The organism is Bradyrhizobium sp. RP6, from assembly GCF_003837805.1.
In the GTDB taxonomy this organism is placed as follows: Bacteria; Pseudomonadota; Alphaproteobacteria; order Rhizobiales; family Xanthobacteraceae; genus Bradyrhizobium.
On record NZ_RQIT01000023.1, the window covers coordinates 45,976 to 72,775 of the forward strand.

Here is a 26,800-nt window from a genome sequence, read left to right on the forward strand (position 1 = left end):
CGTTGAGATTGGACGGCTTCCTTGAACGCTCTTCGGCAACTCGAGTGGGCGCTGCTGGAGCTTCAGCAGAGCACTCCCCTGGCAAGCGTCAGCGGCGCGATCTCCGAGATCGCGCCGACGCATTTCCGCGTCTCGGGCCTGTCGCGCTTCGTCAGGCTCGGCGAGCTCATCGGCGTCAATTCGGCCGGCAAGCGCCAGATCGGCGAGGTGGTGCGGATCGACAGCGACGGCATCGTTGCCAAGCCATTCGACCGGCAGTTCGCCGGCGGGCTCGGCTCGGTCGCCTACCGGATGCCGCCTCTGTCCTTCGCGCCCGATCCGAGCTGGAAAGGCCGCGTCATCAACGCTCTCGGCGCGCCGCTGGACGGACAGGGCCCCCTCACCCAGGGATCCCAGGCGGTCTCCGCGGAAGCGGAGGCGCCGTCGGCGATGAAGCGCGCACGCGTGCACAAGCCGCTGCGCACCGGCGTGCGCGTCATCGACCTGTTCGCGCCGATCTGCGCCGGCCAGCGCGTCGGCATTTTTGCCGGATCCGGCGTCGGCAAATCGACGCTGCTTGCGATGCTCGCCCGCAGCCAGGGTTTCGACACCGTGGTGCTGGCCCTGGTCGGCGAGCGCGGCCGCGAGGTGCGCGAATTCATCGAGGACGTGCTGGGCACCGACCGTCACCGCGCAGTCACCATCGTGTCGACGGGAGACGAGAGCCCGATGATGCGGCGGCTGGCGCCGAGGACGGCCATGGCGGTCGCCGAATATTTCCGCGATCGGGGCGAGTCGGTCCTGCTCATGGTCGATTCGATCACCCGTTTCGCCCATGCCGCTCGCGAGGTCGCGCTCGCCGCCGGTGAGCCCGCGGTCGCGCGCGGCTACGCGCCGACGGTCTTCACCGATTTGCCGCGTCTCCTGGAGCGCGCCGGTCCAGGCGAGGAGGGAACCGGCACGATCACCGGGATCTTCTCCGTGCTGGTCGACGGCGATGATCACAACGAGCCGATCGCGGACACCATCCGCAGCACACTTGATGGGCACATCGTGCTCTCCAGGCACATTGCCGACCAGGCGCGCTATCCGGCCGTCGACGTCCTGGCGTCGGTCTCACGCCTCGCCCATAACGTCTGGGACCCCGAGGAGCGCGAACTGGTGAGCAAGCTGCGCGCCATGATCGCGAAATATGAGGACACGCGCGACCTTCGCCTGATGGGCGGATATCAGTCGGGACGTGATTCGGGGCTCGACCAGGCGGTCGACATGGTTCCGAGAATCTACGACGCGATGCGGCAAGGCGCTTCGGCTCCGCCGAGCGCCGATCCATTCCGCGAGCTCCGGGACATGCTCAAGGGCAACTAGCGGATGGAGAGGGCGAGGCGGCGTATGAGACGGGCCTGCCGCTCATCCTGCTCGTGGTTTTCGACAGGAGATTGCGCATGGCGTTACGCTTCCGACGCATGCGTGCCCGGATTGATCACCGATTTGCGTCATGAGCGCGTCACCATTCGGGTGAGCACAACGCGCCGCCGCGGTGCAAGCGATCGGGCGTGACGATTCTGCGCGCACGGCGACAACAACCGTCACGTGTAATTCCTGTGAATTCCCTTGGCGATTCTCCGCCGAAACGCACAAGTTGTGGATGACGTGCCGACACACATCATCGTCGTGCACAAGCTTCGATCAGATTGCGTCGACGACAGACAACAACATGCCGTGCAATCAGCCTCTCGCAAAGACGCGCGCGTGTTGCTCATCAAGCAGCGTATTGCGTTCACCATCATGTGTCCCGAAGAGCGGGATTGTCTTGAACGTTACAGTCGCTTACGACGACATCCAGTCTCCGCGAGCGTCTTGACTTGATTTTGTTGAGAAGCTCATTCATCGTTTCTTGCGGGTATAAGAAACGTCTGCCTGTGACTTGAACTTTGGGGGCTTCGGTTGAACCACTCCGATCCACCGTCTGCCGGTGACGGCAATCCGGGCTCCCGCGCGATGACGATGCTGCTGGCATGCCATCGACGCAGCCTCTCGCTCCGGACGAGGCGTTCCCCAACGGCCAAGGTGCGGCGCGTTGCGGTTCGTGCCTTCGAACGAGAGCGCGAGACGACAGGTTCGTCGAACACTCAGGGGGCAAAGCCGCTCCGGGACGCCGCAAACGAAGTTCCGGAGACGAGGTAGATTCATGCCATTGGCGCGAGAAGCCGTCGAGCTGCTGGTTCAGGCGGCGAGAGCTTGGTATTTCGAAGGCGATCAGCATGGATTGCGCGATCGGGAGTGGATGGCGCTGCGCTTTCTCGGCCGCGCCAACAGGTTTTCGCGCACCCCCTCCGCGCTCGCCGGCTTCATCGGCGCCACCCGAGCGACTGCATCGCAGATCGTGAAGACTCTGGAGAGCAAGTCCTTTCTGGTGCGAAAGCCGTCGCATGAGGACAAGCGTTCCGTCGTCCTGCACGTCACCGCCCAGGGCGAGAAATTCCTGAGCCAGCACGACCCGATCAATCACGTGATGAATGCGGTCACCGCGCTCGGGACCGACGAGTGTATCAGGCTGCGCGACTCTCTCCGCGAGATCCTCAATCACCTCGACGCGGCTCATCAGCGGCTCAATGCCAGTATCTGCAGGGACTGCATGTTTCTCGCAGAGCGCGGACCGGGAACCGGCAAGGGACGTGCAACCGCCGAGTTCATGTGCCGGTTGTATCGCGCCCCTGTTTCGCTCGAGGAGACCGAGCTGCTCTGCACCAGTTTCGAGCGTACGCGCGACCGCCCCAGAATCGAGCAGCATCCCGACCGCGCGCGCGTGGCGAGCCAGGGGTGAGAGGCGCACTCGCCACATCGTCAATGCGAGCCAACGGGTCCGCGCAGAGCGCGGCCCGATGACAGGCTCCGCGAAGCAATCCACAATTCCTACGCGGAAAGACTCTGGATTGCTTCCGACTTCGCCGAAGGCTTCGGCGGACAAGTCGCTACGCTCGCAATTGTCGATGTTCAATAATTCGCTGATTGGATTGCGGTGGTCTTGGTTGCTGCAAAAGCCTTGGGAGTTTGTCCTGCCAAGGCGAGACGTCGCATTCATTCAATTCACATTTCGACACGCAGACACGCTTTCGCATTCTCGCGGCGCTTTTCGCCCGAGCTTTGCTTGGTCGCTCACCCTCTTGAGCCAAGAGGGCACAGGGAAGGCCGGGTGCTGACAACGCACCCGCGGTCCGCTGCGCGAAAATGTAGCGCAAAGAGACCGCACAGCAGCATACAGGTGGTGCCGATCACTCGGCCTTCCCTGCGCGATGGTTGGACGGCTTATGCCGCGCTCTTGTGTCTGCAAAATGTGCCAAAAAACGCGAACGGGCGGTTCTAACCAACCGCCCGTCGCTCCCGGGAGCCGAGTTCGTTCTGGCCTCCCTCGCTCTCGCGAAATTCGCCGGCCTCCGCGCCGGTTGACGCGACTGCCGCCTCCGCAAGAGCTTGACCGTAGCAACGACGGTCAGGACCACACGGTTTTGCCGTACGCGCGGCTCGCTTGACCCCACCGGTTCCGACGACGTTGTGCACGTTGCCATCGAAGACCGCCGGGACGAACCTGTCAGCGCCGCTCGTCCGCACGCGGTTCGGGCTCACGGAGAGCAATCCGCCCTGCCCTTCACCTCTCGTGCACGACGCTGCCGCGTCCACCGCAAGCCCGGCTCGCGAACATGACGACCTCACGATCGCCCCTCAAGGATGAGCCGGGATGGACGACACATACGACAAATCCGAATTTCGGTAAAGCGGAATATTTTCGCTGCAGCGGCTTGACAAAGGCGACACAGCAAAGGCCCCGCTCCCCGGTCGCGCGCAACGCCATCCAACAATCGCGTCTCTGGCGCGGACGCCCGGATGTTCGCGGCGCGTGATCGGACAAACGACTCCAGTTGCATGGCGCGTACCGTACAACAAAAAAACACCCGGCGGTTTCCCGCCGGGTGCTCGTCGAAATGCTTCGACAGATCTTACCAGTTGCGCTGAGCGCGGAGCAGCAGCGTGAAGCTGTCCTGGTCCTTCAGCTCGTACGCAGCGGTCGGCTTGGCCGTGTTGGCAGCCGGGCTGAGCACGGCAGTGCCCGAGTACTTCTGGTCGAGACGGGTCCAGTTGAAATCCGCCGAGAAGGTCAGATTCTTCACAGGAGTCCAGCGGGTGATCACACCCACCTGGCCGACGGCGAAGTCAGGGTTACAACCCGTGACACCGGCGAGACCGCCGAACACGCCGCCAGCACCGCCGACGCCGCAGAGCGTGTTCTTGGCGAGCGTGCCGAACTGGGCCTGAGCGTAAGCACCGTAGAGTGCGGAGTTCCAGTAGGGATCCCAGTTGTGGGTGTAAGCACCACGGAAGCCCCAGGTCTTGACCGTTTCCTGCTGCGAACCCGTGACGTACACGGTATCAGGAGCATTGGCGAAGCCGACGCTCTGGTAGGCAATGCCCGAGCTGCCGTACATCTGGTAGGAGCTGCCCGCCAGGTTCTGGAAGTTGTAGCGGGTCGCACCGTCCGTGTAGACGCCCTGGATGTTGATCGTGTCACCCGCGCCGGTCGGGATGTTCTTGATCGACAGAGCGAGCTGAACCGCCCAACCCCACTTGTCGTCGGGGTGGCCAGAGGTCTCGGTCGCGCCGTAATAGGCGACGTGGTTGTCATGCGCGGCAACCGACGCCTGGAACAGACCCCAGGCCTGGTCGACACGGACCATACCGACCAGGTTCGGCGAACGCGAACCGCCGATGGCATTCGAGCCGTACGAACCGCCAACCATGCCAGCGGCAGTCGCGCCGTTCATGTTGAGGTTGCCGGCCTGATAGTAGGCCGTCGCATCTTCGGCCGAGAAGGCCGCCGTGATGCCCTGACCGAAGTCAGCGGTGTAGGTGAACTGGTTCACGCCAGTGACCGTGCCGCTGCCGCCGACGAGGCTGTCGATGTTGTTGCCGGGATAGTTGGTCCAGGGCGCGTCGAACTGCGACACGGCCTTACCCATGGTGAAGCCGGCGAACTGGATGAAGGCGTAGTACACGCCGAGCGAACCACCCGAGGTGCCGCCGTCGGTCGAGTTGATGGTGGTGGTACCAGCCGTCGTGGCCGTGTAACCAGTCGTGCCCGTGCCGGAGCCCGTGCCGACGTAGCCGCCGGTCGTCCAGGTGAAGACCGCGTCGAAGTAGGTGCGGACGACGCCGTATTCGGTCGCGGTGCGCGTGTCGATGTTGAGATCCTGACGAGCGCGCATCGAGTAGTAGTTGCTCAGACGGTTGTGAGCACCGGCGGGAGCGCCGTTCGAGATGCCGTAGTTGCTGTTGGTGTTCATCGCGACTTCGGCGCGCAGGTAACCACCCAGCTTGATGCAGGTGTCGGTGCCCGGGATGTAGTAGAAGCCGGCGCCGTACAGCGAGCAGATCTTCACGTATTCGACCGCCTTGGCCTTCACGGGGAGATCGGCTGCGAACGCACCGGAGACGGCCATCAGGCCGGCTGCCGAGCCGAGAAAGAGCGTCTTCGTCAACTTCATTAGTAAACCTCCAGGTCGGTTCAGGGGGCTCGGCTCCTCGGCGGAGGCCGCTTTACCCTCTTTAATTTCCGTTCAATTCAGATCCGCACTGAAGGTCCGGACTGAAACGACAGCGAGGTGCCCCCCCTCCGTCGTGCTTCACGTATAGTTTATAAAAACCATTGCCTCAATTTATTGATCTCGTGAATTGAAACTTCCGTCGGGGATGTTGCCCGGGAGCAACAAGCTGCCTCAACGGGACATATAGACCACTGAACAAAAAAGAAAAAACCCTCGGGGGGCATCCCGAGGGCTTTCTTGGAGGTCTCACATCGCTGCCTATCGCAATGGTCAAGAGCAGCAAATTCTGAGCGCGATGTGACGTAATCTAATTAATTGTTTTGTGCAAGCATCAAAATCGTCGATTTGTTCTTGCGATACGGTCTTGTCGTTCCGTCACTGCGCGAAGTCCGAGACGGCCCCCCAATATCCGGCTAAAACACTGCTCCAAGAACAATAAGAAAAACGGTCAGAGCAAAATGGGGGAGCCGGATGATCGAGAAGAAACTCGACAGGGCGATTACGGACTTCATCTGGAACGTCGTCGAAATTCACTCGCAGCTGGAGAACATCCACACCAGCTGGGCCGGACTGCTCGGCATTACCCAGCCGCAATGGCTGATCCTGATGGCGATCACCGAACTGGACGAGGGGCGCGGCGTCGCCGGGATCGACATCGCCAACAAGCTGCGGGTCCACCCGGCTTTCGTGACCAACCAGACCAAGACCCTCGAAAAAGGCGGCTTTCTATCACGACGACCGGCGGCGGACGATGCCCGCTTCGTCCTGATGTCGCTCACGGCGAAGGCGACGACCGAGATCGAGAAATTGTCGAAGCGAAAGCTCGCCCTGAATTCGACGATGTTCAACGATCTGGACGAGAAGACCTTGGCTGAATTGAACGCTTCGCTCGCAACGATCGCCAAGAACGCCCGGCTGGCTGCGCGATTGCTGGCTATCGACGCCTCCTGATATCGGCCGATGCCGGGCCCAGAATGCGAGCCGGATGCTGCGGTCGTCGCGCCGCGGGGTCCTGCAATGCCGCCGGACCAGGCTAAAGCGCGACGAGATTTGGATGAACCGTCATCGCGCTTTAGGTTGGTGTTTACGCATGATCTTTCCGGAAAACCGCTTCGCACTTTTCCGGATCATGCTTTAGAGCTGGGTCGCCGGGTCGAGCTTGCGGGCAGTTCCAAGCTTGCTATCGAGCCACTCGACAATGAAGTCGTCAACGGCGACGAAATTCTCGACCTCGCCGAGCGGGTGCGGGACGTTGTTGGGCACGACGACCGAGCAATCTCCTCCAATCCGCCGGTAGTCGGCTTGCAACTCGAGAGCATCCTGCTCCCACACCATGGAGCGACTCCCGACGACCAGGAGCAGCGGGCACGGGACTCGACGCGGCGGCAGCATTGCCTCTCTCGAGACCTCGTCAGGGACGGCCTGCCCGAAGCCGGTCATCCAGCGAAGTGTCGCCTGACACATGACCGGACGCATAAGCCCGCCGTCGCAGACGGCGGCCGCGATTCTGCGATCCGAGAGCGCAAGGCGGGAGGCATGAGCTGCGCCCGCCCCTTCGCCATAGATACCGATCCGCCGCGCGTCGACATCAGGGCGGGCTTCCAGGTAGTCCAGCCAGAGCTGAAGCCTGTGCTCCGGCTTGAAGGAGCGGTGAACAGTCGAATTGCCGGAATCGACGAGCAGCAGCGACATGGTCCCGCAGAGCGAGACGGGCAACAGCCTGCTCATCATCGAGCCCAGGGTGACATCGTCGTCACAGACGCAGATCACCGCCGGCGCGGCAGAGCCGTAACGACGCGCGGGCAGAAAGAAGCCAGCCAGCGCGCCTTGATCGAAGCAGTCGATCTTGACGCGCTCGATCGGCAGTCCGGCCTCTGTCTCGAGGCCTCTCAGCCCGGTGCCGACCTCGTCTGCGAGGGCGGCACTCTCGTCATCTCCGGGACCACACAGACTTCTGACGACTTCGAGGGCCGTCAACGAGCACAGCCACGCTTCCCCGGCAATCTGAGCGGAACGCGTTTCGCGTGCAGATTCTGCCAATGTCCGGTAGTCGTCGGCGACCCTCAACCAGTCCGAAATCCACAGATGCCGGTGCGACTCTCTCGCAAGCTCCGCGACCGACATGCTTTCGAAAAATTGGGAGGCTCGATCGCGCAAATGTGCCAGATTTCGCCCGGCGCCGTCGCACGAACGATGAGGCGAATGTTCACCATCCATGTCAGCCACCGAACGACGGCGCGAACGATTGTCCGGACTTGCCGGCGTCGCGCTCTGCGCGGCGCCTCGCACGCCCGATCGCGGGCGCGCCTGATCGCGTCTGCGTCCGGCAATGCTGCCTGCCTCGGTGATTTTCTTCGCGGCCATCTCGCCGCCGCGCAGCAAAGCTGCTGCGCGAAGCGGTCTGCATTCCAAACGGGCGGGCTTGGGCACGAAGTCCCCGCCCGCTCACCCCAATCGTCACGTCCCAGCTCCGTCGCTGATACACAGTCTAGCGCCACGCAACCTGCGAGGTTTACGCAGCGGGCTTTGTCGTTTCTTGTTGCGACCGGCGAGTCAGAAACCCCTCGTGCCGACACAAGTGACATGCCTGTGTAAGCCCCGATTGTGAAAGCACGATGTGGTGAAGAGTGCAGCGCATTACCATCGTGTGCCAAGCCCGCAGGAGAGACGCCAAGATCTTCATTGTGACAGTCTTTCGCGAGGGGCGCGTGATGACGACGCCCGCGAGGAGTGGAATAGCCGAAACGCCCACTCAATTCAGAAAGCTCAATCGCCTGAAAGAACAAGGTCCAAGCCTCAGCTCCGGGGCAGCGGCGCCTCCTTGTATGCATTATCCCAGTTGCCAACTTCCCGCAGTTCGCCTTACATGCCGCCAACTCGCCCGCGGATGACGGGTGAGGCTGAAGAATCACACACATCTTCAAAGGGACGGAGCATGGCGCGCAACATATTGATTCTGGGGGCTTCTTACGGCTCCCTGCTGGGCACGAAGCTGCTGATGGCAGGGCATAACGTGACCCTGGTCTGCCGTGCCAAAACCGCGGAGCTGATCAACCGCGACGGTACCGAGGTGCGCATCAAGTTGCGCGACGAGGCGGTGCACCGTGCGATCTTCTCGCGTGACCTGCCCGGCAAGCTCGATGCAGTGACGCCGGCCAATGTCGACCTTTCCCGTTACGATCTGGTCGGCCTTGCGATGCAGGAGCCGCAATACACCAATCACACGGTGCGCGTTCTCATGGTCAAGATCGCCGCGGCGAAATTGCCGTGCCTGTCGATCATGAACATGCCGCCGCTGCCGTATCTCAAGCGAATTCCGGCACTCGCCGGCATGGACCTCGAAGAGGCCTACACCAATGCGCAGGTGTGGGAGCGGTTCGAGCCCGGGCTGGTGACGCTGTGCTCGCCCGACCCGCAGGCGTTCCGCCCGCCGGAAGAGGCCGCCAACGTGCTGCATGTTGGCCTGCCCACCAACTTCAAGGCGTCGGTCTTCGCCGACGAGAGGCACAACAAGCTGCTGCGCGAGCTCGAGGCCGACATCGACGCGGTCACGCTCGACGGCCACGACGTGCCGGTGAAGCTGAAAGTGTTCGACTCGCTATTCGTGCCGTTGGCGAAATGGTCGATGCTGCTCACCGGCAATTACCGCTGCATCACTCCCGGCGAGCCGCAGTCGATCCGCGACGCCGTGCATGGCGATCTCAAGCGTTCGCAGACGATCTACGAGCATGTCGATGCGATCGCCCGCCGCCTCGGTGCCGATCCGCAGGACCAGGTGCCGTTTGCGAAATACGCCAAGGCCGCCGAGAGCCTGCTCAAGCCGTCATCGGCCGCGCGCGCGGTCGCGAGCGGCGCACCCTTCATCGAGCGCGTCGACCTCTTGGTGAAGCTGATCTCGCACCAGCTCGGCGTGCCCAATGCCGAGATCGACCGCACCGTCGACACCGTGGACCAGAAGCTGAACGAGAAGATCGTGCAGGGTGGATCGGGCGCGCAATAACGCGCCGTTTTCCAGCGACGTCGGCGCTCAGGCGATCAGGAACGATTGAAGCCAGATCAGGCCGGTCACGGCGACCAGCGTGACCGCGCCGGTGCGCGCGATCAGGTCGGGATGCCCGAGGTGGCGGACGCCGCGGCCGAGCGTCGCGCCCAGAATGATCCACGCGGCTCCTGCAGTGACGATCTGAAGCGCGATCACACCGAGCCAGGGCAGCAGTTCAAGCGGTCCGACCCCAAGGGGCAGGAGCAGGAACGCGAAGGCCAGCGCTTTCGGATTCAACAGGGTCGTCAGCAGCACCTGACCGAACGTCACCGCAGCCCCCTCGCGCAGCTCGTGCGTGTTGACGCGCCAGAGCATGACGGCGAGGCACAGGATATAGACGGTCACAGCCACGCGGAGCACGACCGCCGCAATCGGGATGTCGCTAATGACAGGACCAAGCGCCAGCCGCAGCACTGCGATCGCCAGCAGATAGCCGCACAACTCCGCCGCAAGCAGGTGAAGAGAGCGCGAGATGCCAGCCCCTGCGCCTGATGTCGCGAGCAAGGTGTTGGTCGGCCCCGGCACCGCCAGCAGGAAATAGGCCGTCGTGATGAAGGTCAGAAAAGTCATACGGCCGAATAACAGGCCTGGGGCTCACGGATCTTGATCTGCGTCATTCCGCGCCGAGCGTGGGATCGCCTCTTTGCATTCCCGCTCACCCAGCTTCGGCGCGACGCTGTTCCCGGTGTGGCACAAACTCAACGACAATTCTCGCGCGTCATATTCCACACGCCCCGCGCGCTGACGGCTGATATCACGACTGCGTGAGACGGCCGCATGCCGCTCGTCAGATCCCGGCGCTTCGCGGGCAAAGCGCGCCGATTGGACGCGAAATCAGCTCCCACACGTGCAGGTCCTTCATTCGCGCAGACGTTGCATGCGCGCAGGACGGGCCCGGCGTCTTGCCCAGCCAGGGAGAGATGAGCAACATATCTTTCTAGATCAGGTTTTTATTACCTGTTAGCCGGTCCGTTTGTTCCGGCGTGTTCGCAATGCACCGAGAGCCAGACAAGAACAACAAGAATGGATCAGGCGATGCTGAGCGTCGTCCGCGCAGTGGAGGCAGGCGCGACGACGATGAAGGGCGTGATCGACGCCACCGGACTATCCCGTCTCAAGATCGAACGCGCGTTGAATGCGCTGGAGAAGCAGAAGCTGCTGGTCCGCGACGGACAGGGCTTTCGCGCGACCGGCCTGCCAAAGACGACCCGGCCCGCCCGGCATTGCGGATCGTGCAATGCCTGCTGCGATATCCTGGAAGTGGCCGCCGTCGACAAGCCAGTGAACCAGCTCTGCAGACATTGGCAGACGGGGACGGGGTGCACGAACTATGACCGCCGCCCGCAGATGTGCCGCTCATTCGTGTGCGCCTGGCTGCAAGGCCATCTCGAGGACGACTGGTTTCCCGAGACGGCCGGCCTCGTCGTGCATTTCAGCCAGGACGCCGTCAATGTCACCGTCGACGACGACTGCCCGGATCGCTGGCGCGAGGAGCCATATTTCAGCAAGCTCGCCGAATGGTCGCTGAACGGCATCAGGCGGATCGGAAACCGCGGCTATGCCACCCTCGTCGTCTCCGGCACCGAGCGATTCCTGCTGCTTGGACGCACTGCCGTTCCCGATCCGACGCCGTTCGGCACTGCCTTCCTGCCGCTCACGGCCGACACGTTCCAATTCTGGAAGGCGACATCGCCGGAGCATTTGCAGCGGCTGCACGAGCGAATCGCCGAGATCGAGCGGATCAGGCAGGAATTCCGCTCCTGCGCGATCCCCGAGACCGAGGACGATGATCCGCAAGCCCCCTACCGGCCCGCGCTTCTACGGCTGTCGGGACACGCCTGAACCCCGCCGTGGGCAACGCGGCATGATTCGCCCTGCGCCGCTCGACGCGCCGCGACGGGATTGATAAGCCCCTGTCCGCGAATGATGGGGACTTGAGTCGGGGACATGACAGTTGCGATCGAGATGGGGCAGACCACGGCAGGCGCCGCGGCCGCCATGGACCTCGAGGAACTGCTGGCGACCCGCCTCCTGGTGCAGGGCAATTCGGGCTCCGGCAAATCGCACCTGTTGCGGCGGCTCCTGGAACAGAGCGCCCCCTGGGTGCAGCAGGCCATCATCGATCCCGAAGGCGACTTCGTGACGCTGGCCGAGCGCTTCGGCCATCTGGTGATCGAGGCCGAGGATCACACCGAGCGCGGCCTTCAGGTCGCGGGCGAGCGTGCCCGGCTGCATCGCGTCTCAACCGTGCTCAATCTCGAGGGGCTCGACGCCGAGAACCAGATGCGGCGCGCCGCGGCGTTCCTCGGCGGTCTGTTCGACGTCGACCGCGACCATTGGTATCCGATGCTGGTCGTGGTGGACGAGGCGCAGCTGTTTGCGCCCGCCGTTGCCGGCGAAGTGTCCGACGAGGCGCGAAAACTGTCGCTCGGCGCCATGACCAATCTGATGTGCCGCGGCCGCAAGCGCGGACTTGCGGGCATCATCGCGACCCAGCGCCTGGCAAAACTCGCCAAGAACGTCGCAGCGGAAGCCTCCAACTTCCTGATGGGGCGGACCTTCCTCGACATCGACATGGCGCGTGCCGCCGATCTGCTCGGCATGGAGCGGCGGCAGGCCGAAGCCTTTCGCGACCTCGAGCGCGGACAGTTCATGGCGCTTGGTCCTGCACTGTCGCGGCGCCCATCGCGTTTGAACATCGGGCCGACCTCGACCAGCCCGCGCAATTCGACGCCGCGGCTGATGCCGCTGCCGGAGGCGATGCTGGAGGATGCGCGCGCCGTGATCCTGGCGGCACCACCGCCCGATGCCAGCCGGCCGCAGCGCCGGCCTGCGCCGGATCTGCTGGAGCAGCTTCGTGCGGCGAAGGCGGCCGCCACACCGGAGATCCGGCCCGAGGTGGTCGAGGTGCCGGTCAGCGCAGAAGAGCTCGCCGCGCGGCGCGAACGCGTCGCCCGCACCTTGCGCGCCGTGCTGGCCGAGCCCGATGCCGGCTTCCGTGCCATCGGCGTGCTCTATCAGGAGTTCGTCGTCCGCTGTCGCATCGAGGGGCTCGGCGCGGCGGTGCCGGACCTCAACGAATTCCGCCGCATGCTGACGCATGCGCGCGCCGGGCTCGGGACTGATCTCACTGAAGACGACGCCTGGCAAGACGTCGCGCTGCGCGCCTCGATCCTGCCCGACGACATGCAGGGCGTGTTCATGATGATCGCGCGCGCGGCGAAGGAAGGCTGGCCGTGTCCCGGCGATGCTGCGATCGCCCGCGCCTACGGCTCGCATTCGCTGCGCCGCGCACAGCGGCTGCTCGGCTACATGGAGGAGCAGGGCCTGATCGTCTGCCAGCTCGACGGCGGCGGACGACGGATCGTGACGCTGGTGGAGCTCGCCTGGGCGACGGCGCCGGGCGATCCCCACGCCGACGACTTGCCGGTGGAACAGTTCCCGAGCGCGGCTTCGCTCTGAACAGGTGGAATCAGGGACGTCTCATCACGACGGCCTCAGTCGCATCGAAGCCCTCCACCGCGTCCGGCGAACTGTGCCCGTCATCCGAGAACATGCGGCGATAGAGCACGACCGAGGCGAGCCATGCGATCGCGAACAGCGCGATCACGACGAAGCCGACATTCGCGAGCGACTCGTTCAGGCCGTCGACCAGCGTCCACATGCCGCCGGAGAGGCCGAGCCGATCGCTGATCAGGCCGAGCGCTTCGACGCCGCCGATGAACAGCGCGACCGCGACGGAGGCGCCGGTGATCGTGAGATTGTACCAGAGCTTGCGCAGGGGATCGACGAAGGCCCAGCGATAGGCGCTCACCATCAGGACCGAATCGGCGGTGTCGACCAGCGCCATGCCGGCGGCGAACAGCGCCGGGAAGACCAGGACATCGGCGAGCGAGGCGCCGCGCGCAGCTTCGCTGGCGGAGATGCTGAGCAGGCTGATCTCGGTCGCGGTGTCGAAGCCGAGGCCGAACAGAAATCCGAGCGGATACATATGCCACGGCTTCGTCACCAGGCGGAACAGCGGCCCGAGCACCCGCGCCAGGACGCCGCGACGGGCGAGGAGCGCATCGAGGCCTGCGGCATCGTGAACGCCCTGCTCTCGCGCCATGCGAAACGTCCGCCACAGGCCGGCGAAGATGGCGAGATTGATGGCCGCGATCACCAGCAGGAACAGCGCCGACACTGACGTGCCGATCAGACCGCCGATCTCCTTGAGCAGGCTGTCACCGCCGAGACTCACGACGCCCAGCGCCAGCAGCATGGTCGCGACCACGACCACGGTGGAATGGCCGAGTGCAAAATAGAGGCCGACGCTGCGCGGCGTGCCGCCGGCCTGCATCAGCTTGCGCACGACATTGTCGATGGCCGCGATGTGATCGGCATCGACGGCGTGGCGGAGGCCAAACACCCAGGCCAGCAGCGCGGTTGCCGTCACCGTAGGACGGTCGCCGAACGCCGCGAAGGCCCAGGCCCATGCGGCGATATTGGCGGCGACGAGCCCGCCGAACAGCAACACCACGCCGGGCTCGACCGCCCGCAAAGACCATCTCGTCACGACAACCATTCCGTCCGCTGCACACCCCGTCGCCCACCCGTATGATATTTTCACAGGATACTCATACTGACTAGCCCCGTTGGCAGCCAGCTGATCGCATATGCGAATTTGCAGGTAGGTCGTCATGACCGGGCCTGTCCCGGGCATCTACGTTCTCCGTGGCGAGGCAAGCCGTGGATGGCCGGAGCAAGCTCGGCCATGACGGTGGATAGATCGAGCTACGCCGCCTCGGAACCGCCCAGATAGGCGTCGCGGATGCGCGGATCGTCCTTCAGCGCCCGCGCCGGGCCTGACAGCACGATCCTGCCGGTCTGAAGCACATAGGCTTCGTGCGCGATCTCGAGCGCGAGGCTGGCGTTCTGCTCGACCATGAACACCGAGACGCCCACCTGGTTGATGCTGCGGATCAGCTCCAGCACGCGATCGACGTAGAGCGGGGACAGGCCCATGGTCGGCTCGTCCATCACGATCATGCGCGGCCGGCTCATCAACGCACGCGCCATCGCCACCATCTGCTGCTCGCCGCCGGACAAGGAGCCGGCGCGCTGCGACAGCCGCTGGCCGAGCTTGGGGAACAGCGTCAGCATCCTGTCGAGGTCCTGCGCCACCGCCTCACGGTCGTTGCGCACGAAGGCGCCCATCAGGATGTTCTCGCGCACGCTCATGTCCGCGAACAGCCGCCGCGCCTCCGGCACCGAGGCGATGCCGCGGCGGACGATCTGCGGCGTGGAGAGGCCGATCAGTGAGGCGCCGTCGAACGTCACCTCGCCCGAGCGCGGCTTGACCAGACCCAGAATGATCTTCATCGTCGTCGACTTGCCGCTGGCATTGCCGCCGAGCAGGCACACGATGTGGCCTCGTGAGACCGTGATCGACAGGTCGAAATGCACCTGGGCCTGGCCGTAGAAGGTGTTGACGTTGGACAGGGTCAGCAGCGGTTCGGGAGAAGTGTTGATCATGCCGCGCTCTCCTGCTCCGTCGTGCCCGACAAGCCGTGACCGAGATAGGCCTCGATCACCTTGGGATCGGTCCGCACCTCTTCGCCCGGCCCCTCCGCGATCTTCCTGCCCTCGTCCATGACGATGACGCGATCCGACAGGCGCATCACCATCTCCAGCTTGTGCTCGATCAGGAGGATGGTCAGCCCTTCGGCCTTGAGCTCGGCGACGAGCGCCTGCATCTCCGCGGTCTCGGTCGGGTTCATGCCGGCGGTGGGCTCGTCCAGCAGCAACAGGCGCGGCTTCAAGGCGAGCGCACGCGCGATTTCGACACGGCGGCGGTTGGCGTAGGACAGACTATAGGCGGGCTGGTCGATCCGCGGCAGCAGCCGCTCGCCGAAGCGGGCGAGAATGGCCTTGACCTCCTCGCGCAAGCGCTCCTCCTCGGCCCTGACGCCGGCGGGTCGCAGCAGCGCAAGGCCCAACTCCAGCAGCGGGCCGATCACCGCCATCGCCGGCTTCACCGCACGCAGACGCGTGTGCGCGCCGATCAGGACGTTGTCCATGACGCTGAGATTGCCGAAGACGCGGCCGAGCTGGAAGGTGCGGGCGATGCCTTCCGCCGCGAGCCGCTCCGGCGAGAGACCAGTGATGTCCTGGCCTTCGAAGCGGACGGCGCCGTCATCGGGCCGATCAAGCCCGGTGACGAGATTGAACAGCGTCGTTTTGCCGGCGCCGTTCGGGCCGATGATGCTGATGAGCTCGCCCTTGCCGAGGTCGAGATCGATCGCATCGACCGCAGTGAGGCCGCCGAAGCGGCGCGTCAGGCCGCGCAGGGACAACATGGGCGCGTGCTGATCCGCCATCAGATCGTCCCCAACAGGCCCTGCGGCCTGAACCGCACGAGCAGCAGCAGAACGATGCCATAGATCAGGATGCGGTACTCGGCCGCGATGCGGAAAAGTTCGGGCAGGCCGACCAACGCGACCGAGCCGGCGATCGCGCCGACGACGTTGCCGAGGCCGCCGAGGATGACGACCGTCAGCGCCAGGATGGACTGCTGCGTGTTGAAGGTCTCGTGGTTGATATAGGAATAGAGATGCGCGGCGATCCCGCCGCTGATTCCGGCGGCGAACCCGCCGAAGATGAAGGCCAGCGACTTGTAGCGGTTCAGGCTGAGGCCATAGGCGCGTGCGGCGATGTCATCGTCGCGGATGGCCCGAAAGCTGCGGCCGAGATGCGAGGATAGCAGGCGGCCCTGCAGCAGCGCGAGCACGACCATGACCGCGAGGCTGAACCAATAGACCGAGGACGGGCTGATCAGGTCATAGCCGAACAGCGACAGCGGCGGGATGCCTGAGATGCCGATCGGCCCGCGGGTGACGCTTTCCCAATTCAGGATCACCAGCGAGACGATTTCGCCGATCGCGAGCGTCGCGATCGACACGTAGTGGCCGCGCAGACGAAACGACGGCGAGATCAGGAGCGTACCGAGTGCGGCGCTCATCAGGCCACCGCCGATGACGGCAAGTCCGGTGGGAACGGCCAGCGTCAGCGACAGCAATGCGGAGGTGTAGGCGCCGATCGCGAGCAGCGCGGCATGACCGAGCGAGACCTGCCCCATCGTGCCCGCAACCAGCGTCAGGCTGAGTGCGAGCATGCCGAGCAGCCAGGCGTTGATCAGGGTCTGGAGCACGTAGAAGGACACTGGAAACAGCGGCAGGAGCGCAAAGCCGGCAACGGCGACCAGCAGCACCAAGCGCGGAATATGCACCGGGCGGCTCGGCGCGACGAACGTGCCAGTGAGCGGCTCCGGCGGGGCCTGCCGTGCGCTGACGAACAGACCGTTCGGCCGCAGCACGAGCACGACGACGAGCAGCAGGAAAGCGAACAGATTGCGGTAGCTGGTGCCGAGTATGGCGACGCCGTAGCTCTCCACCAATCCGAGCAGCAGGCTGCCGATCACCGCGCCGGGCACGTTGCCGGCGCCGCCGACCACTTCCGCGACGACGCCTTTGAGCGTCGCCTGCAGGCTCATCGCGGTGTCGATCTGGTTGTAGTACATGCCGACCAGCATGCCGGAGACGCCGCCGAGCGCAGCCGCAATGCCGAACACGGCCTGATTGACGCGGTTGACGTCGACGCCCATCTGCATGGCGGCGTCGCGATCCTGCGCGGTGGCGCGCACCGCCCAGCCGAGCTTGGTGTAGCGCAGGAACACGAACAGCAGCAGCGCGCTGGTGAGCCCGACGCCGGCGATCAGGAGATCAAGTGGTCCGATGGTGCCGCCACCGAGCTGAAAGCGAACGTCAGGCAGCTGGCTCGGCAGCGCGCGCGGATTGGGCGAGAAGGTCAGCATCACCAGCTGGTCGAGCACGAAGCTGATGCCGATGGTCGCGAGCAGCGGCGCGATGCGCACCGAGTTCTGAAGCGGACGCAGGCCGAACCGCTCGATGATCAAGCCGACCACCGCGGCGGCCGCCGCCACCACGATGATGGTCAGCGGCAGCGGCGTGTGCAACCGCACCACGGCGACCCAGCCGATATAGGCGCCGACCAGATAAATCGATCCTTGCGCGAAGTTGATCAGCCGGCTGACGCCGAAGATCAGCGCGAGCCCGACCGCAACGAGGGCGTAGACATTGCCGACGATCAGCCCGTTGATCGTGTAGTCGAGCCAGGAAGACAAGCGATGATCCCCGCGAAAAGAGAAGCACGGCCGGAGCGATAAAGCGCGATGCGTTCATCGCGCCTTGGTTTGTTTGCGCATGATCTTTTCGGAAAACCGCTTCGCACTTTTCCGGATCATGCTTTGGTCCGGCCATCAGATCAGGTCGGCTTGCCGTCCCAGAGCGCGAACTGACCCTTGCGCACCACGAGCTCGGCGTTCATGGCGCCCTTGACGCGGCGGCTCTCGACGTCGAACGTCGCCTGGCCGTAGATGACGCTGGAGACGTCCTTCACCTTGGCGAAGGCGTCGCGGATGGCCCGGCGGTCGGTGCCGCCGATCTTCAGCACGGCAGCGGCCATGTTCATCGCATCATAGGAGTAAGCGTTGAAGGCATCGGGCTCCTGTCCGTTGTACTTGGCCTTGAAGCCCGCGATGAACTTCTTCACCTCTGGCCGCGGATCTTCCGGGAAATAACGCGTACCGAGATGGACGTCCTCGACCGCTTCGCCGCCGAGCTCCAGGAATTTCGGCGAGTACACCGAACTTGCCGCGCAGATCGTCTGCTTCAGGCCGACCTGGCGTGCCTGGCGGGCGATCAGCGCACCGTCGGAATAGTAGGAGATCAGGATCAGCCCGTCCGGGCTGGCGTCGCGCACGCGCACCAGGGTGGAGCGGAAGTCGCGTTCTTCCGCGATGTAGCCCTCGGTGACCGCGACCTCGGCGCCGTATTCCTTGGCCGCCTTGACGAAATGGTCGCGGCTGGTGCGGCCCCAATCGGTGTTGAGGTGCAGCACCGCGAGCTTCTTCAGACCAAGGCGCTTGACGGCATAGGACGCCAGCAGCGGCTGCTCGTCGGCCTGGCTGACGGAGGTGCTCCACATGAAGTCGCCGCCCTTGGTGAAATCGGGGTGCGAGTTGGTGAAGCCGAATTGCACGAGGCCGCCGCGCTGATAGATCGGCGAGGCCGCCATCGAGGCGGGACTCGAGAAATCGCCGAGCTCCATGACGATGCGGGGATCGGAGACGAATTTCTGGGCGATCGCCACCGACTGGCGCGGATCGCTCTGGCTGTCCTCGAACTGGTAGGCGAGCTTTCGCCCGTTGATGCCGCCGGCGGCGTGAATCTCGTCGAGCGCGAGATCAAAGCCCTGCTTCCATTGGGCGCCATATTGCGCGTTTGGCCCGGTCAAGGGACCGCTGACGCCGAGCAGGATCGGTTCGGCCGATTGCGCAAGGGCGGCGCGCGAAAACGCCGCTCCCGCCATCATGGTGGCGAGTGAGCCCCTGACCAGGGTACGACGATCGATGTTGCTCATGCACGGCTCCATCCATTCAATGTTGAAGACAGCAGCAATTCTTGTGCCGGTGAGGATTACCTATTTCGAGGGCTCGCCGAGCGACAGCATCAGCCGGTTCGCCCAGTTGAAGAACGAGGCGCCATTGATGACGTCGACGATCTCGGCATCGTCGAGGCCGGCACGGCGCAGCTCCTCGATATTGCCGGGACCAAACGCGATCGGCGTCGCGGCCAGTGCCACGGACGCCTTGACCACCGCATTCCAGCGTTCGCCGAGATCGGCTTCGACACCCTCGTCGAGCAGGCGCTGCACGTCGTCGCGGCGTTTGGAATAGGTGCTGGCAAACCGCGCATGAACGGAGGCGCAGTAGATGCAGCCATTGTAGCGCGAGGTGGCAGCCGCTGCGAGCTCGCGCTCCGCGCGCGGCAGGCCGTCCGCGGTATTGTAGAAGATGTCCTTGTCGGTCCTGGTGCGGGCTTCAAGGACTTCGGGATCGCGCACCAGGAGACGGAAATATTCCGACTTGGCACGGGCACGGTCGACCAGGCCCGCGTAATGCCGTTCGGTCAGCTCGGCCTCGGGCAGCGGATCGATCCACGAGACCCAGCCGAGCTCGTCCTGGGTGAAGACGACGGGCGGGTTGACGGTGCTCATGATGCGACCTCCTGCGCGCTTGCTGCTGCGAGCGTGCGCAAACCGCTGACGACGCGCACCTGGAACGACAGGAACGCAACGAGCTGAGAGAGCGTGACGATGCCGGTGGTCGACCAGCCGGCGGCCAGCAACGCCTTCATGTCCGCGGACGCGGCATCGCGCGGCCGGAACACCAGAAGGTGTGCATGCTCGAGCGCCGCTGTGAGCCTCGCGCCGAGGTCGGGCTTGCGCTCCGCACTGACGCGATAGATCAGCCCTGCCTTGTTCTCGATCGACAACGGGCCGGCCGGAAAGGCGCCGTACGGGCCGGACGTCCTGCCGCGCTCGATCTCGGCCTTGATCGCCTCAAGCAAGGGGGCTCTGTTCGCGTTCGCGGCGAGCTTCTCGCGATAGAAGGCTGCAACGGCGGACTCGCCATGAAGCCCGGTCACGAAGGCGGCGACCGCCGCGCGCTCGGCAAGCGAAAACTCGCTGGCGTCGATCGGCTCGAACAGGGCGAGGTAGCTCTTCTGCGCGTTCTCGCGTGCCTGCAGGCGCCGCGCGCGGATGGCGTCGAGAGCCGATCCCGGCTCGATTCCGGCGAGCGTGTCGATGATATCTTGTGTACCCATCAGTCAGCCCCGTGCAACGCAATGATGTTCATCTCGTCTAGCCCGCCAGCGCCACTTCGGGTGCCGTCCGGGTCCAGCCCAGCGCCGGCGCGACCTTGTCGGCGACGAGCTCGATCGAGCGCAGCACATAAGGATGCGGCGCATCGACGGAATGCACCTGGAAGACGAGATCGGTCACCCGCTCCAGCGTGGCATCGGTGCGGAGCGAGGCGATCACCTCGTCGGCGGCGCCGACATGGGTGTCGAACGCGGTGATCATCTCCTCCAGCGTCTCGCCCGGGGGAAGGTGACCGCCCTTCATGAATTGCGGGAGCGCGCGCCGCAGTCCGATGTCTGCGAGGCGCATCGCCTCGCGATGGTCGTCGGCGACGAAGACGCTGCGCGAGGCCATGATGCGCGGCTCGCATCCCGGCGGCAGCGCCGCGAGATAGGCATCGATGATCGGGTTCTGGATCTCGGCCAGCGTGGCCTTCGGCGCATCCTTCGTCCGCGGCTGGGTGCGCGACAACAAGAGGCCGTCGCCTGCCTTGCCGGCCCGGTCACCGCCGGCGACCGAGAACGTCGCCTGCCAGATGCGCTTGTCCAGTTGCGGCCGCTGCGGATAGAGCGTGTCGCCGCCGGCGAGCGGCTTGCCGACCAGCGCGGTGCGAACGACCTCGAGGTTGCGCGCAAAGATCTCGTTGCGCTGGCTGCTGTCGAGGCCGAAGGCGGCAAAGGCGGCCGGATTGCCGCCGGTGCCGACGCCGAGCTCGAAGCGGCCATTGCACATGAGATCGAGCACCGCGGCGTCCTCCGCCACCCGCACCGCGTTCTCCAGCGGCAGCGTGACGATGCCGGTGCCAAGCCGGATGCGCGAGGTCTTCGCCGCGACATAGCCGAGGAAAGTGAAGGGCGATGGCAATCCGCCCTCGCGCTCGTGAAAATGATGCTGCGCGATCCACGCGGAATCGAGACCGACCTCCTCGGCCCGCACGATCTGCTCGGCGGCGAAGCGATAGCGGTCCGCCGCCGGCGCCTCGTCGAGCAGCCGCGTGAAGAAGCCCAGGCGTTTCAGGTTTGCAAAGCGTTTCATACGACCCCTGTCGGGCGAGGATTGCCACGCCCCCGATGATGTCGGTTGCCGCAGCTCCAGACAAGCGGGGCATCGCGCAAGGCTGCCCGCCGGATCGCCCCTACATGGACTTTACGCAGGCAGACTGCCTACCAGCTCGGCAGCACGGCGCCCTTGAACTTGGCGAGGACGAACTCCTTGACCTCCGGCGTGTGGTAGCTGTCCACGAGGACCTTGACCCAGGGCTTGTCCTTGTCGGCAGTGCGCACGGCGATCAGGTTGACGTAGGGGCCCTTGGGATCCTCGCGCAGGATCGGATCCTTGACGGGATCAAGGCCGGCCTGGGTTGCATAATTGGTGTTGATCGCGGCGGCGTCGACGTCGTCGAGCGCTCGCGGCGCCTGCGCCGCGTCCACCTCGATGAACTTCAGCTTCTTGGGATTCTCGGTGATGTCGAGCACCGTCGGCTTGAAGCCCGTGCCGTCCTTCAGCTTGATCGCGCCCTTGTCGCGCAGCAGCAGCAGCACGCGGCCGCCATTGGTCGGGTCGTTCGGGATCGAGACCTTGCCGCCCTCGGGGATGTCGGCGAAGGCCTTGTGCTTCTTCGAATAGACGCCGATCGGGAAATTCACGGTCAGGCCGACGGCCTCGATCTTGTAGCCGCGATCGGCCTTCTGGTTGTCCAGGTAAGGCTGGTTCTGAAACGAATTGGCCTGGATGTCGCCGGAATCGAGCGCCGCGTTTGGCACCACGTAGTCGGAGAACTCGAGGAGCTGAATATCGAGTCCCCGCTTGGCGGCGATCGGCTTCACGGCCTCGAGGATCTGCGCATGCGGCCCCGGCGTCACGCCGATCTTGATGGTCTCGGCCGCAGCTGCGGCGGACCATGCGGCCAGCACGGCGGAGAGAAGCAGGGGGAAGCGAAACGACATTTTGGTCTCCGTAGGTCTGCGACAAGTATGGAACCGTATTCGCTTCTCCGCCGCGCGAAATCAATGAAATGGAAAACCATATTGGCAGGCCGCCGGCGGGTGCACGTTCTCCATTCGACATCAAACGGAAAAGAAATCACGCCGAGCGTCTTTGATCTGTGGCGATTTCCCGGCCGCGGCAATGATTCTTTCACTGGTGCAACACTCCGAAACTTGATGGATCTGCGCCGGCCGGGTTAGCGTTCTGGTGCGGCCTTAGAACTTCCCCAAGTTCACCTGGATCGCACCGGATCGCCGCCTGGGTCTCTCAGGCAGGCGATCCGGGTCCGTGCCTCGACCGGGGGCGCTCTCCACATCGTCATTTCGTCGCATCCCCGCCTTGCCGGCATTGCCGCCCCGGCCATCATGAAACATGATGGGTTGCCGGAAACGGTTTGTGCAGGTGGAGGTCGTCCGATGAACCAGAATGAGATCCGCGGTTTGATCGCCGAGGTGAAGCAAGGCAGGCTGTCGCGACGCTCGTTCATCCAGAAGGTCGCCGCGATCGGGATCATGGCGCCGGTCGCGAGCCAGATCCTGGTGTGGCACGACGTGGCGATGGCAGACGCCACGCTTGCCTACAAGCCGACCAAGGCCGGCGGCGGCGGCACGCTCAAGATCCTGCTCTGGCAGGCGCCCACCCTGCTCAATCCTCATTTCGCGATCGGCACCAAGGACCAGATCGCCACGCGCATCTTCTTCGAGCCGCTCGCCGGCTGGGACAAGGACGGCAATCTCATTCCGTGCCTGGCCGCCGAGGTGCCGACCAAGGCGAACGGCGGCCTTGCCGCGGACGGCATGAGCGTGATCTGGAAGCTCAAGCGGGGCGTCAACTGGCACGACGGCAAGCCCTTCACCGCCGACGACGTCGTCTTCACCTGGCAGTACGCCGCGGATCTCGCGACCGCGGCTTACACCACGGGCTCCTACAAAGACATCAAGGTCGAGAAGATCGACGACTACGCCGTCAGGGTGCTCTTCAAGGCGCCGACGCCGTTCTGGGCCGACCCGTTCGTCGGCGGATCGGTCGGCCAGATCCTGCCAAAGCATCATTTCGGCGACTATGTCGGCGCCAAGTCGCGCGAGGCTCCGGGCAATCTCAAGCCGGTCGGCACCGGTCCGTACAAATTCATCGAGTTCAAGCCGGGCGACATGATCCGCGCCGAGCGCAATCCCGACTATCACGTCAAGAACCAGCCGCATTTCGACACGCTCGAGGTCAAGGGCGGCGGCGACGCGGTGTCCGCGGCGCGCGCGGTGCTGCAAACCGGCGAATACGACTTTGCCTGGAACATGCAGGTGGAGGAGGAGGTCCTTAAGCGCATGGAGGCGGGCGGCAAAGGCAAGCTCGACATCACGCCGTCCGGCAATGTCGAGTTCATCATCCTCAACACGACGGACCCCTGGACCGAGGTCGACGGCGAGCGTTCGAGCGTCAAGACCAAGCACCCGACGCTGTCCGATCCCGCCGTTCGCCGCGCGATCAACCTGTTGATCGACCGCGATTCGATTCAGAAGTTCATCTACGGGCGCGGCGCCCTCGCAACCGCGAGCTTCGTCAACGCGCCCAAGCAGTTCAAGTCGCCGAAGCTGAAATACGAGTTCGACATCGACAAGGCCAACAAGATCCTCGACGAGGCCGGCTGGACCAGGGGCGCGGACGGCATCCGCGAGAAGGACGGCAAGAAGCTCAAATACGTGTTCCAGACCTCGACCAACGCCCCGCGCCAGAAGACGCAGGCCATCATCAAGCAGGCCTGCCAGAAGGCCGGCATCGAGATCGAGATCAAGGCGGTCACCGCATCGGTGTTCTTCTCCTCCGACGTCGGCAACCCCGACACCTACTCGAAATTCTATGCCGACATGGAGATGTACAACACGACGCAGCCGCAGCCCGATCCGGAGCGCTTGCTGAACCAGTGCGTCTCCTGGGAGATCGCCACCAAGGAAAACAAATGGCTGGGCCGCAACAACTCGCGCTATTCCGATCCCGAGGCCGACAAGGCCTACAAGGCCGCGCAGAGCGAGCTCGACCCGGTCAAGCGCGCCGCGCTGCTGATGAAGGTCGACGAGATCTTCTGCGGGGCCGACGTGTTCCTGCCGCTGCTCTCGCGCCACATCGTCAACGCGAGCGTCAACAGCCTCATGACCGACATCTCGGGCTGGGACACCATCACGTGGAACCTGGCGGCGTGGTATCGGAGCTGAGGGAGCAGACGACACGACGAAGGCGGGGGTTCCTCGGCACTCACGACATTCTTCGTTGTGTGCTTTGGGTCACAGTCGAATCAAGGGCTTTCGCCTAGAAACGCCAAGGCATGGCCGCAAACAAGGTAACGGCGGTACGCACGAGGCTGCGGAGGCGATCTACAGCTAGGGACTCATGAAGCCGCCGGGTGGAAGACCGGGCGGCTTTTTCTTTCTCGCAGGCAACGGGCGACCGATGCCGACGCCACGCCCTGTCATGCGGGGAAGCTTTCGTCCGCGACCCCCATCAATATCTCGCAACGAAAACGTGATGGTTTCGCAAGTGCGCTGACGGCGCACTCCGAGCCGCAAGGCCGCGCCGCTTCAGTGCCACGTCGTGTCCGCTTCAACGATCACCACTCTTATTTCGGGATCTTCGGCGGTGTTGCAGGTGCAGGGCATGCCCTCACCGCAGCGGCAGCCGCCCAGCTTCTCACTCCAAACCCGGAGCGGGTGGTTTTCGCAGACCCATCCCAGCCCCTGGCAGAATGGGCAGGTCTTGTCGGTCACAGCGTATCCGGCGTCCGCAATGTGTTCGACTTGTCCTCGTTGCGCAGCTCCTGCTCGGCGGCGCGCCAAAACTCTTCCTCGCGGCCCTCGGGCTTGCCGGCTTGCTCCCACAAGCGGTGCGCGCGCTCTCTGATGTCTTGCTCGGTCGGCTCGGACAATTGTACCTCCTTTTGGAAGCACGGCCCCACCCTGGGGGGTGTGGGGGCTTGGAGGCGGGGCCGTGCGGGCCAGCGATCGGCGGCGATGCTGGCCTGCGGAGTCAAGCTTCGATCATGTGCAAGAGTTCCTGCGCCTGACCACGACCGGGCGGAATCCTTGCCGGCCGGCGAACTTCGTTTCGAAGGTCAGACAGCGGGCACGGCGGCGCGCTCTCGCGGCGCAATCCGCCCGAGCTTTGCTTCGTCGCTTCCCCTCTGAAAGCCAAGAGGGCACAGGGAAGGCCGGGTGCTGACCTCGCACCCGCGGTCTGCTGCGCAAAATGCACGCGCAGGAAAACCGCACAGCAGCATACAGGTGGTGCCGAACACGCGGCCTTCCCTGCGCGATGGTCGGACGGCTTATGCCGTGCTCTCCCAGGAGCCGAGTTCCTTCTGGCCTCCCTCGCCCCAGCGAAATTCACCGGCGCCGCGCCGGTTGACGCAACTGCCGCATCCGCAAGAGCTTGACCGTAGCAACGACGGCCAGGACCACACGGTTTTGCCGTACGCACGGCCCGCCATTTCGCCGCAGTTTTCCCGGCCCTGTCGACGGAGCCGGAAACTTACAGACGAGACGAAACCTAGCAGCGCCGTTCGTCCGCGGGATGCCCAGAGCTCACGGAGAGCAATCCGCCCTGCCCCGGCCATTCGCGCCCGACGCTGCCGCGTCCACCGCAAGCCCGGCTCGCGAAACATGACGACCTACGATCGCCCCTCAAGGATGAGCCGGGATGGAGGATGGATACGCCCTTTCCGAATTTCGGTAAAGTGGAATATTTTCGCGGGGAGGGGTTGACGGGCGAGCGGGTGTTTTGCCCGACGGGCAAACGACCCTCTGTACGTCTTTCTAGGCCAAACTCATCAACCGAGATCGAGGACGAACAATGAGCATCCGCTGAACGCTCTGGCGCCCGTTCCGGCGGCTGAAGCGTGACGGGTTTCGCAAGAGCCATCCTACAGGCCCGTCAGCCAGCACACGCTCGTTCGATTTCAGTCACGTAGGATGTCCAGTGGAACGCAAAGGGACCGACCTTCGACAATTTGATTTCGCTGCTATGTCCATTCTCATACGCAAAGTCGGACCAACGCACGACGCCATCGCTCCGCGAGACGAGCGCGGTGATAGCTCCGCAGGCAAGGTCTCCACATTCCGGACAGACATACAGAGCCGTGCGGTTACTGCCACCGATCGGAACGGCCGACGTCAGAAGTCGCGCGAGTCCATCGTTGAGGCGAACGGCAAGTTCGGGCTCTCGTTGAGGGACTGAAAGACAACCGGACAAATCGAAGTTGGAGGCGCCGGTGACCGCAAAGAGAGATTGCCCGTTGACGACAAAATCGAACGTGTATCGCTCCTGCTTCGGAGGGCTTCCGCCACCGCTCCGATGAAGTGCTACAAGTTCAAGCTGGTCGGACATTCCCATCGCTCTGCGCCACGTTGCCGATCAATGCAGCGCGCGCGACGCCGCCCGCCAG

General features: G+C 64.3%; 22 protein-coding genes. 7 read left to right on the forward strand and 15 right to left on the reverse strand.

The window, feature by feature from the left end:
• Window positions 1-21 precede the first annotated feature (21 nt).
• Together fliI and EHH60_RS30035 are read left to right on the forward strand one after the other, a co-directional pair.
• Window positions 22-1,347: a flagellar protein export ATPase FliI gene (gene fliI / locus EHH60_RS30030; protein ID WP_124162971.1), complete on the forward strand. Its 1,326-nt coding sequence runs from the start codon at window positions 22-24 to the stop codon at window positions 1,345-1,347.
• Between the two features lie 823 nt (window positions 1,348-2,170).
• On the forward strand, window positions 2,171-2,806 hold the full coding sequence (locus tag EHH60_RS30035) for a MarR family winged helix-turn-helix transcriptional regulator (RefSeq protein ID WP_124162972.1): 636 nt from the start codon (window positions 2,171-2,173) through the stop codon (window positions 2,804-2,806).
• 1,171 nt (window positions 2,807-3,977) lie between these two features.
• Here the strand turns inward: EHH60_RS30035 and EHH60_RS30045 are convergent.
• Window positions 3,978-5,519 (reverse strand): porin, encoded by a 1,542-nt coding sequence (locus EHH60_RS30045; protein WP_124162973.1) that lies wholly within the window; start codon window positions 5,517-5,519, stop codon window positions 3,978-3,980.
• A 531-nt stretch (window positions 5,520-6,050) separates the two neighbouring features.
• On the opposite strand from EHH60_RS30045, the gene EHH60_RS30050 reads away from it, so the two are divergent.
• The gene (locus tag EHH60_RS30050) at window positions 6,051-6,530 is read left to right on the forward strand and encodes a MarR family winged helix-turn-helix transcriptional regulator (RefSeq protein ID WP_124162974.1); all 480 of its coding nucleotides are present in this window, start codon (window positions 6,051-6,053) and stop codon (window positions 6,528-6,530) included.
• Between the two features lie 183 nt (window positions 6,531-6,713).
• On the opposite strand, the gene EHH60_RS30055 is transcribed toward EHH60_RS30050, so the two are convergent.
• Window positions 6,714-8,009 carry an alpha/beta hydrolase family protein gene (locus tag EHH60_RS30055; RefSeq protein WP_245454625.1) on the reverse strand — a complete coding sequence of 432 codons (1,296 nt, stop codon included), beginning with the start codon at window positions 8,007-8,009 and terminating at the stop codon, window positions 6,714-6,716.
• A 505-nt stretch (window positions 8,010-8,514) separates the two neighbouring features.
• Between EHH60_RS30055 and EHH60_RS30060 the strand changes: the two genes are divergently transcribed.
• A complete protein-coding gene (locus EHH60_RS30060; protein ID WP_124162975.1) occupies window positions 8,515-9,579 on the forward strand; it encodes a ketopantoate reductase family protein in 1,065 nt (354 codons plus the stop codon).
• Window positions 9,580-9,606: 27 nt separating this feature from the next.
• Here the strand turns inward: EHH60_RS30060 and EHH60_RS30065 are convergent, their stop codons facing one another.
• Entirely contained in the window at window positions 9,607-10,191 is a 585-nt protein-coding gene (locus EHH60_RS30065) for a LysE family translocator (protein WP_124162976.1), read from the reverse strand.
• Window positions 10,192-10,644: 453 nt separating this feature from the next.
• Between EHH60_RS30065 and EHH60_RS30070 the strand changes: the two genes are divergently transcribed.
• Together EHH60_RS30070 and EHH60_RS30075 are read left to right on the forward strand one after the other, a co-directional pair.
• The gene (locus EHH60_RS30070; RefSeq protein ID WP_124162977.1) at window positions 10,645-11,463 is read left to right on the forward strand and encodes a YkgJ family cysteine cluster protein; all 819 of its coding nucleotides are present in this window, start codon (window positions 10,645-10,647) and stop codon (window positions 11,461-11,463) included.
• Between the two features lie 105 nt (window positions 11,464-11,568).
• Window positions 11,569-13,083 carry a helicase HerA domain-containing protein gene (locus tag EHH60_RS30075; RefSeq protein ID WP_124162978.1) on the forward strand — a complete coding sequence of 505 codons (1,515 nt, stop codon included), beginning with the start codon at window positions 11,569-11,571 and terminating at the stop codon, window positions 13,081-13,083.
• A 10-nt stretch (window positions 13,084-13,093) separates the two neighbouring features.
• On the opposite strand, the gene EHH60_RS30080 is transcribed toward EHH60_RS30075, so the two are convergent.
• From EHH60_RS30080 to EHH60_RS30120, 9 genes are all read right to left on the reverse strand, one after another.
• Complete coding sequence (locus EHH60_RS30080; protein ID WP_124162979.1) at window positions 13,094-14,185, reverse strand: HoxN/HupN/NixA family nickel/cobalt transporter; 1,092 nt, start codon at window positions 14,183-14,185, stop codon at window positions 13,094-13,096.
• A 209-nt stretch (window positions 14,186-14,394) separates the two neighbouring features.
• Window positions 14,395-15,135: an ABC transporter ATP-binding protein gene (locus tag EHH60_RS30085; protein WP_124162980.1), complete on the reverse strand. Its 741-nt coding sequence runs from the start codon at window positions 15,133-15,135 to the stop codon at window positions 14,395-14,397.
• Window positions 15,132-15,980: an ABC transporter ATP-binding protein gene (locus EHH60_RS30090; RefSeq protein ID WP_199752201.1), complete on the reverse strand. Its 849-nt coding sequence runs from the start codon at window positions 15,978-15,980 to the stop codon at window positions 15,132-15,134. The genes EHH60_RS30085 and EHH60_RS30090 overlap by 4 nt, the downstream gene beginning before the upstream one ends.
• The gene (locus tag EHH60_RS30095; RefSeq protein ID WP_124162982.1) at window positions 15,980-17,803 is read right to left on the reverse strand and encodes an ABC transporter permease; all 1,824 of its coding nucleotides are present in this window, start codon (window positions 17,801-17,803) and stop codon (window positions 15,980-15,982) included. The genes EHH60_RS30090 and EHH60_RS30095 overlap by 1 nt, the downstream gene beginning before the upstream one ends.
• A 140-nt stretch (window positions 17,804-17,943) precedes the next feature.
• A complete protein-coding gene (locus EHH60_RS30100; protein ID WP_124162983.1) occupies window positions 17,944-19,101 on the reverse strand; it encodes an ABC transporter substrate-binding protein in 1,158 nt (385 codons plus the stop codon).
• Window positions 19,102-19,161: 60 nt separating this feature from the next.
• Window positions 19,162-19,737, reverse strand: a complete 576-nt coding sequence (locus tag EHH60_RS30105) for an alkylhydroperoxidase domain protein (RefSeq protein WP_124162984.1) — start codon at window positions 19,735-19,737, stop codon at window positions 19,162-19,164.
• Window positions 19,734-20,348 (reverse strand): CMD domain protein, encoded by a 615-nt coding sequence (locus EHH60_RS30110; RefSeq protein WP_199752203.1) that lies wholly within the window; start codon window positions 20,346-20,348, stop codon window positions 19,734-19,736. Before EHH60_RS30110 ends, EHH60_RS30105 begins: the two co-directional genes overlap by 4 nt.
• A gap of 37 nt (window positions 20,349-20,385) precedes the next feature.
• Window positions 20,386-21,420, reverse strand: a complete 1,035-nt coding sequence (locus EHH60_RS30115) for a putative FMN-dependent luciferase-like monooxygenase (RefSeq protein WP_124162986.1) — start codon at window positions 21,418-21,420, stop codon at window positions 20,386-20,388.
• A gap of 128 nt (window positions 21,421-21,548) precedes the next feature.
• Entirely contained in the window at window positions 21,549-22,331 is a 783-nt protein-coding gene (locus EHH60_RS30120; protein WP_124162987.1) for a MetQ/NlpA family ABC transporter substrate-binding protein, read from the reverse strand.
• Between the two features lie 456 nt (window positions 22,332-22,787).
• On the opposite strand from EHH60_RS30120, the gene EHH60_RS30125 reads away from it, so the two are divergent.
• The gene (locus EHH60_RS30125; protein ID WP_199752205.1) at window positions 22,788-24,578 is read left to right on the forward strand and encodes a peptide ABC transporter substrate-binding protein; all 1,791 of its coding nucleotides are present in this window, start codon (window positions 22,788-22,790) and stop codon (window positions 24,576-24,578) included.
• 363 nt (window positions 24,579-24,941) lie between these two features.
• Here EHH60_RS30125 and EHH60_RS30130 read toward each other — a convergent pair whose 3' ends face one another.
• From EHH60_RS30130 to EHH60_RS30145, 3 genes are all read right to left on the reverse strand, one after another.
• Window positions 24,942-25,127: a hypothetical protein gene (locus EHH60_RS30130; protein ID WP_124162989.1), complete on the reverse strand. Its 186-nt coding sequence runs from the start codon at window positions 25,125-25,127 to the stop codon at window positions 24,942-24,944.
• Window positions 25,124-25,285 carry a DUF2934 domain-containing protein gene (locus EHH60_RS30135; protein ID WP_124162990.1) on the reverse strand — a complete coding sequence of 54 codons (162 nt, stop codon included), beginning with the start codon at window positions 25,283-25,285 and terminating at the stop codon, window positions 25,124-25,126. Before EHH60_RS30135 ends, EHH60_RS30130 begins: the two co-directional genes overlap by 4 nt.
• Before the next feature lie 1,004 nt (window positions 25,286-26,289).
• On the reverse strand, window positions 26,290-26,742 hold the full coding sequence (locus EHH60_RS30145; RefSeq protein WP_124162991.1) for a hypothetical protein: 453 nt from the start codon (window positions 26,740-26,742) through the stop codon (window positions 26,290-26,292).
• Window positions 26,743-26,800: the final 58 nt, after the last annotated feature.

Coding starts and splice junctions, on each gene's coding strand:
- EHH60_RS30075 (WP_124162978.1), top strand. CDS start 11,569: ATGACAGTTGCGATCGAGATGGGGCAGACCACGGCAGGCGCCGCGGCC.
- EHH60_RS30105 (WP_124162984.1), bottom strand. CDS start 19,737: ATGAGCACCGTCAACCCGCCCGTCGTCTTCACCCAGGACGAGCTCGGC.
- EHH60_RS30050 (WP_124162974.1), top strand. CDS start 6,051: ATGATCGAGAAGAAACTCGACAGGGCGATTACGGACTTCATCTGGAAC.
- EHH60_RS30110 (WP_199752203.1), bottom strand. CDS start 20,348: ATGGGTACACAAGATATCATCGACACGCTCGCCGGAATCGAGCCGGGA.
- EHH60_RS30060 (WP_124162975.1), top strand. CDS start 8,515: ATGGCGCGCAACATATTGATTCTGGGGGCTTCTTACGGCTCCCTGCTG.
- EHH60_RS30045 (WP_124162973.1), bottom strand. CDS start 5,519: ATGAAGTTGACGAAGACGCTCTTTCTCGGCTCGGCAGCCGGCCTGATG.
- EHH60_RS30080 (WP_124162979.1), bottom strand. CDS start 14,185: ATGGTTGTCGTGACGAGATGGTCTTTGCGGGCGGTCGAGCCCGGCGTG.
- EHH60_RS30125 (WP_199752205.1), top strand. CDS start 22,788: ATGAACCAGAATGAGATCCGCGGTTTGATCGCCGAGGTGAAGCAAGGC.
- EHH60_RS30100 (WP_124162983.1), bottom strand. CDS start 19,101: ATGAGCAACATCGATCGTCGTACCCTGGTCAGGGGCTCACTCGCCACC.
- EHH60_RS30035 (WP_124162972.1), top strand. CDS start 2,171: ATGCCATTGGCGCGAGAAGCCGTCGAGCTGCTGGTTCAGGCGGCGAGA.
- EHH60_RS30120 (WP_124162987.1), bottom strand. CDS start 22,331: ATGTCGTTTCGCTTCCCCCTGCTTCTCTCCGCCGTGCTGGCCGCATGG.
- EHH60_RS30115 (WP_124162986.1), bottom strand. CDS start 21,420: ATGAAACGCTTTGCAAACCTGAAACGCCTGGGCTTCTTCACGCGGCTG.
- EHH60_RS30065 (WP_124162976.1), bottom strand. CDS start 10,191: ATGACTTTTCTGACCTTCATCACGACGGCCTATTTCCTGCTGGCGGTG.
- EHH60_RS30145 (WP_124162991.1), bottom strand. CDS start 26,742: ATGTCCGACCAGCTTGAACTTGTAGCACTTCATCGGAGCGGTGGCGGA.
- EHH60_RS30070 (WP_124162977.1), top strand. CDS start 10,645: ATGGATCAGGCGATGCTGAGCGTCGTCCGCGCAGTGGAGGCAGGCGCG.
- EHH60_RS30090 (WP_199752201.1), bottom strand. CDS start 15,980: ATGGCGGATCAGCACGCGCCCATGTTGTCCCTGCGCGGCCTGACGCGC.
- EHH60_RS30085 (WP_124162980.1), bottom strand. CDS start 15,135: ATGATCAACACTTCTCCCGAACCGCTGCTGACCCTGTCCAACGTCAAC.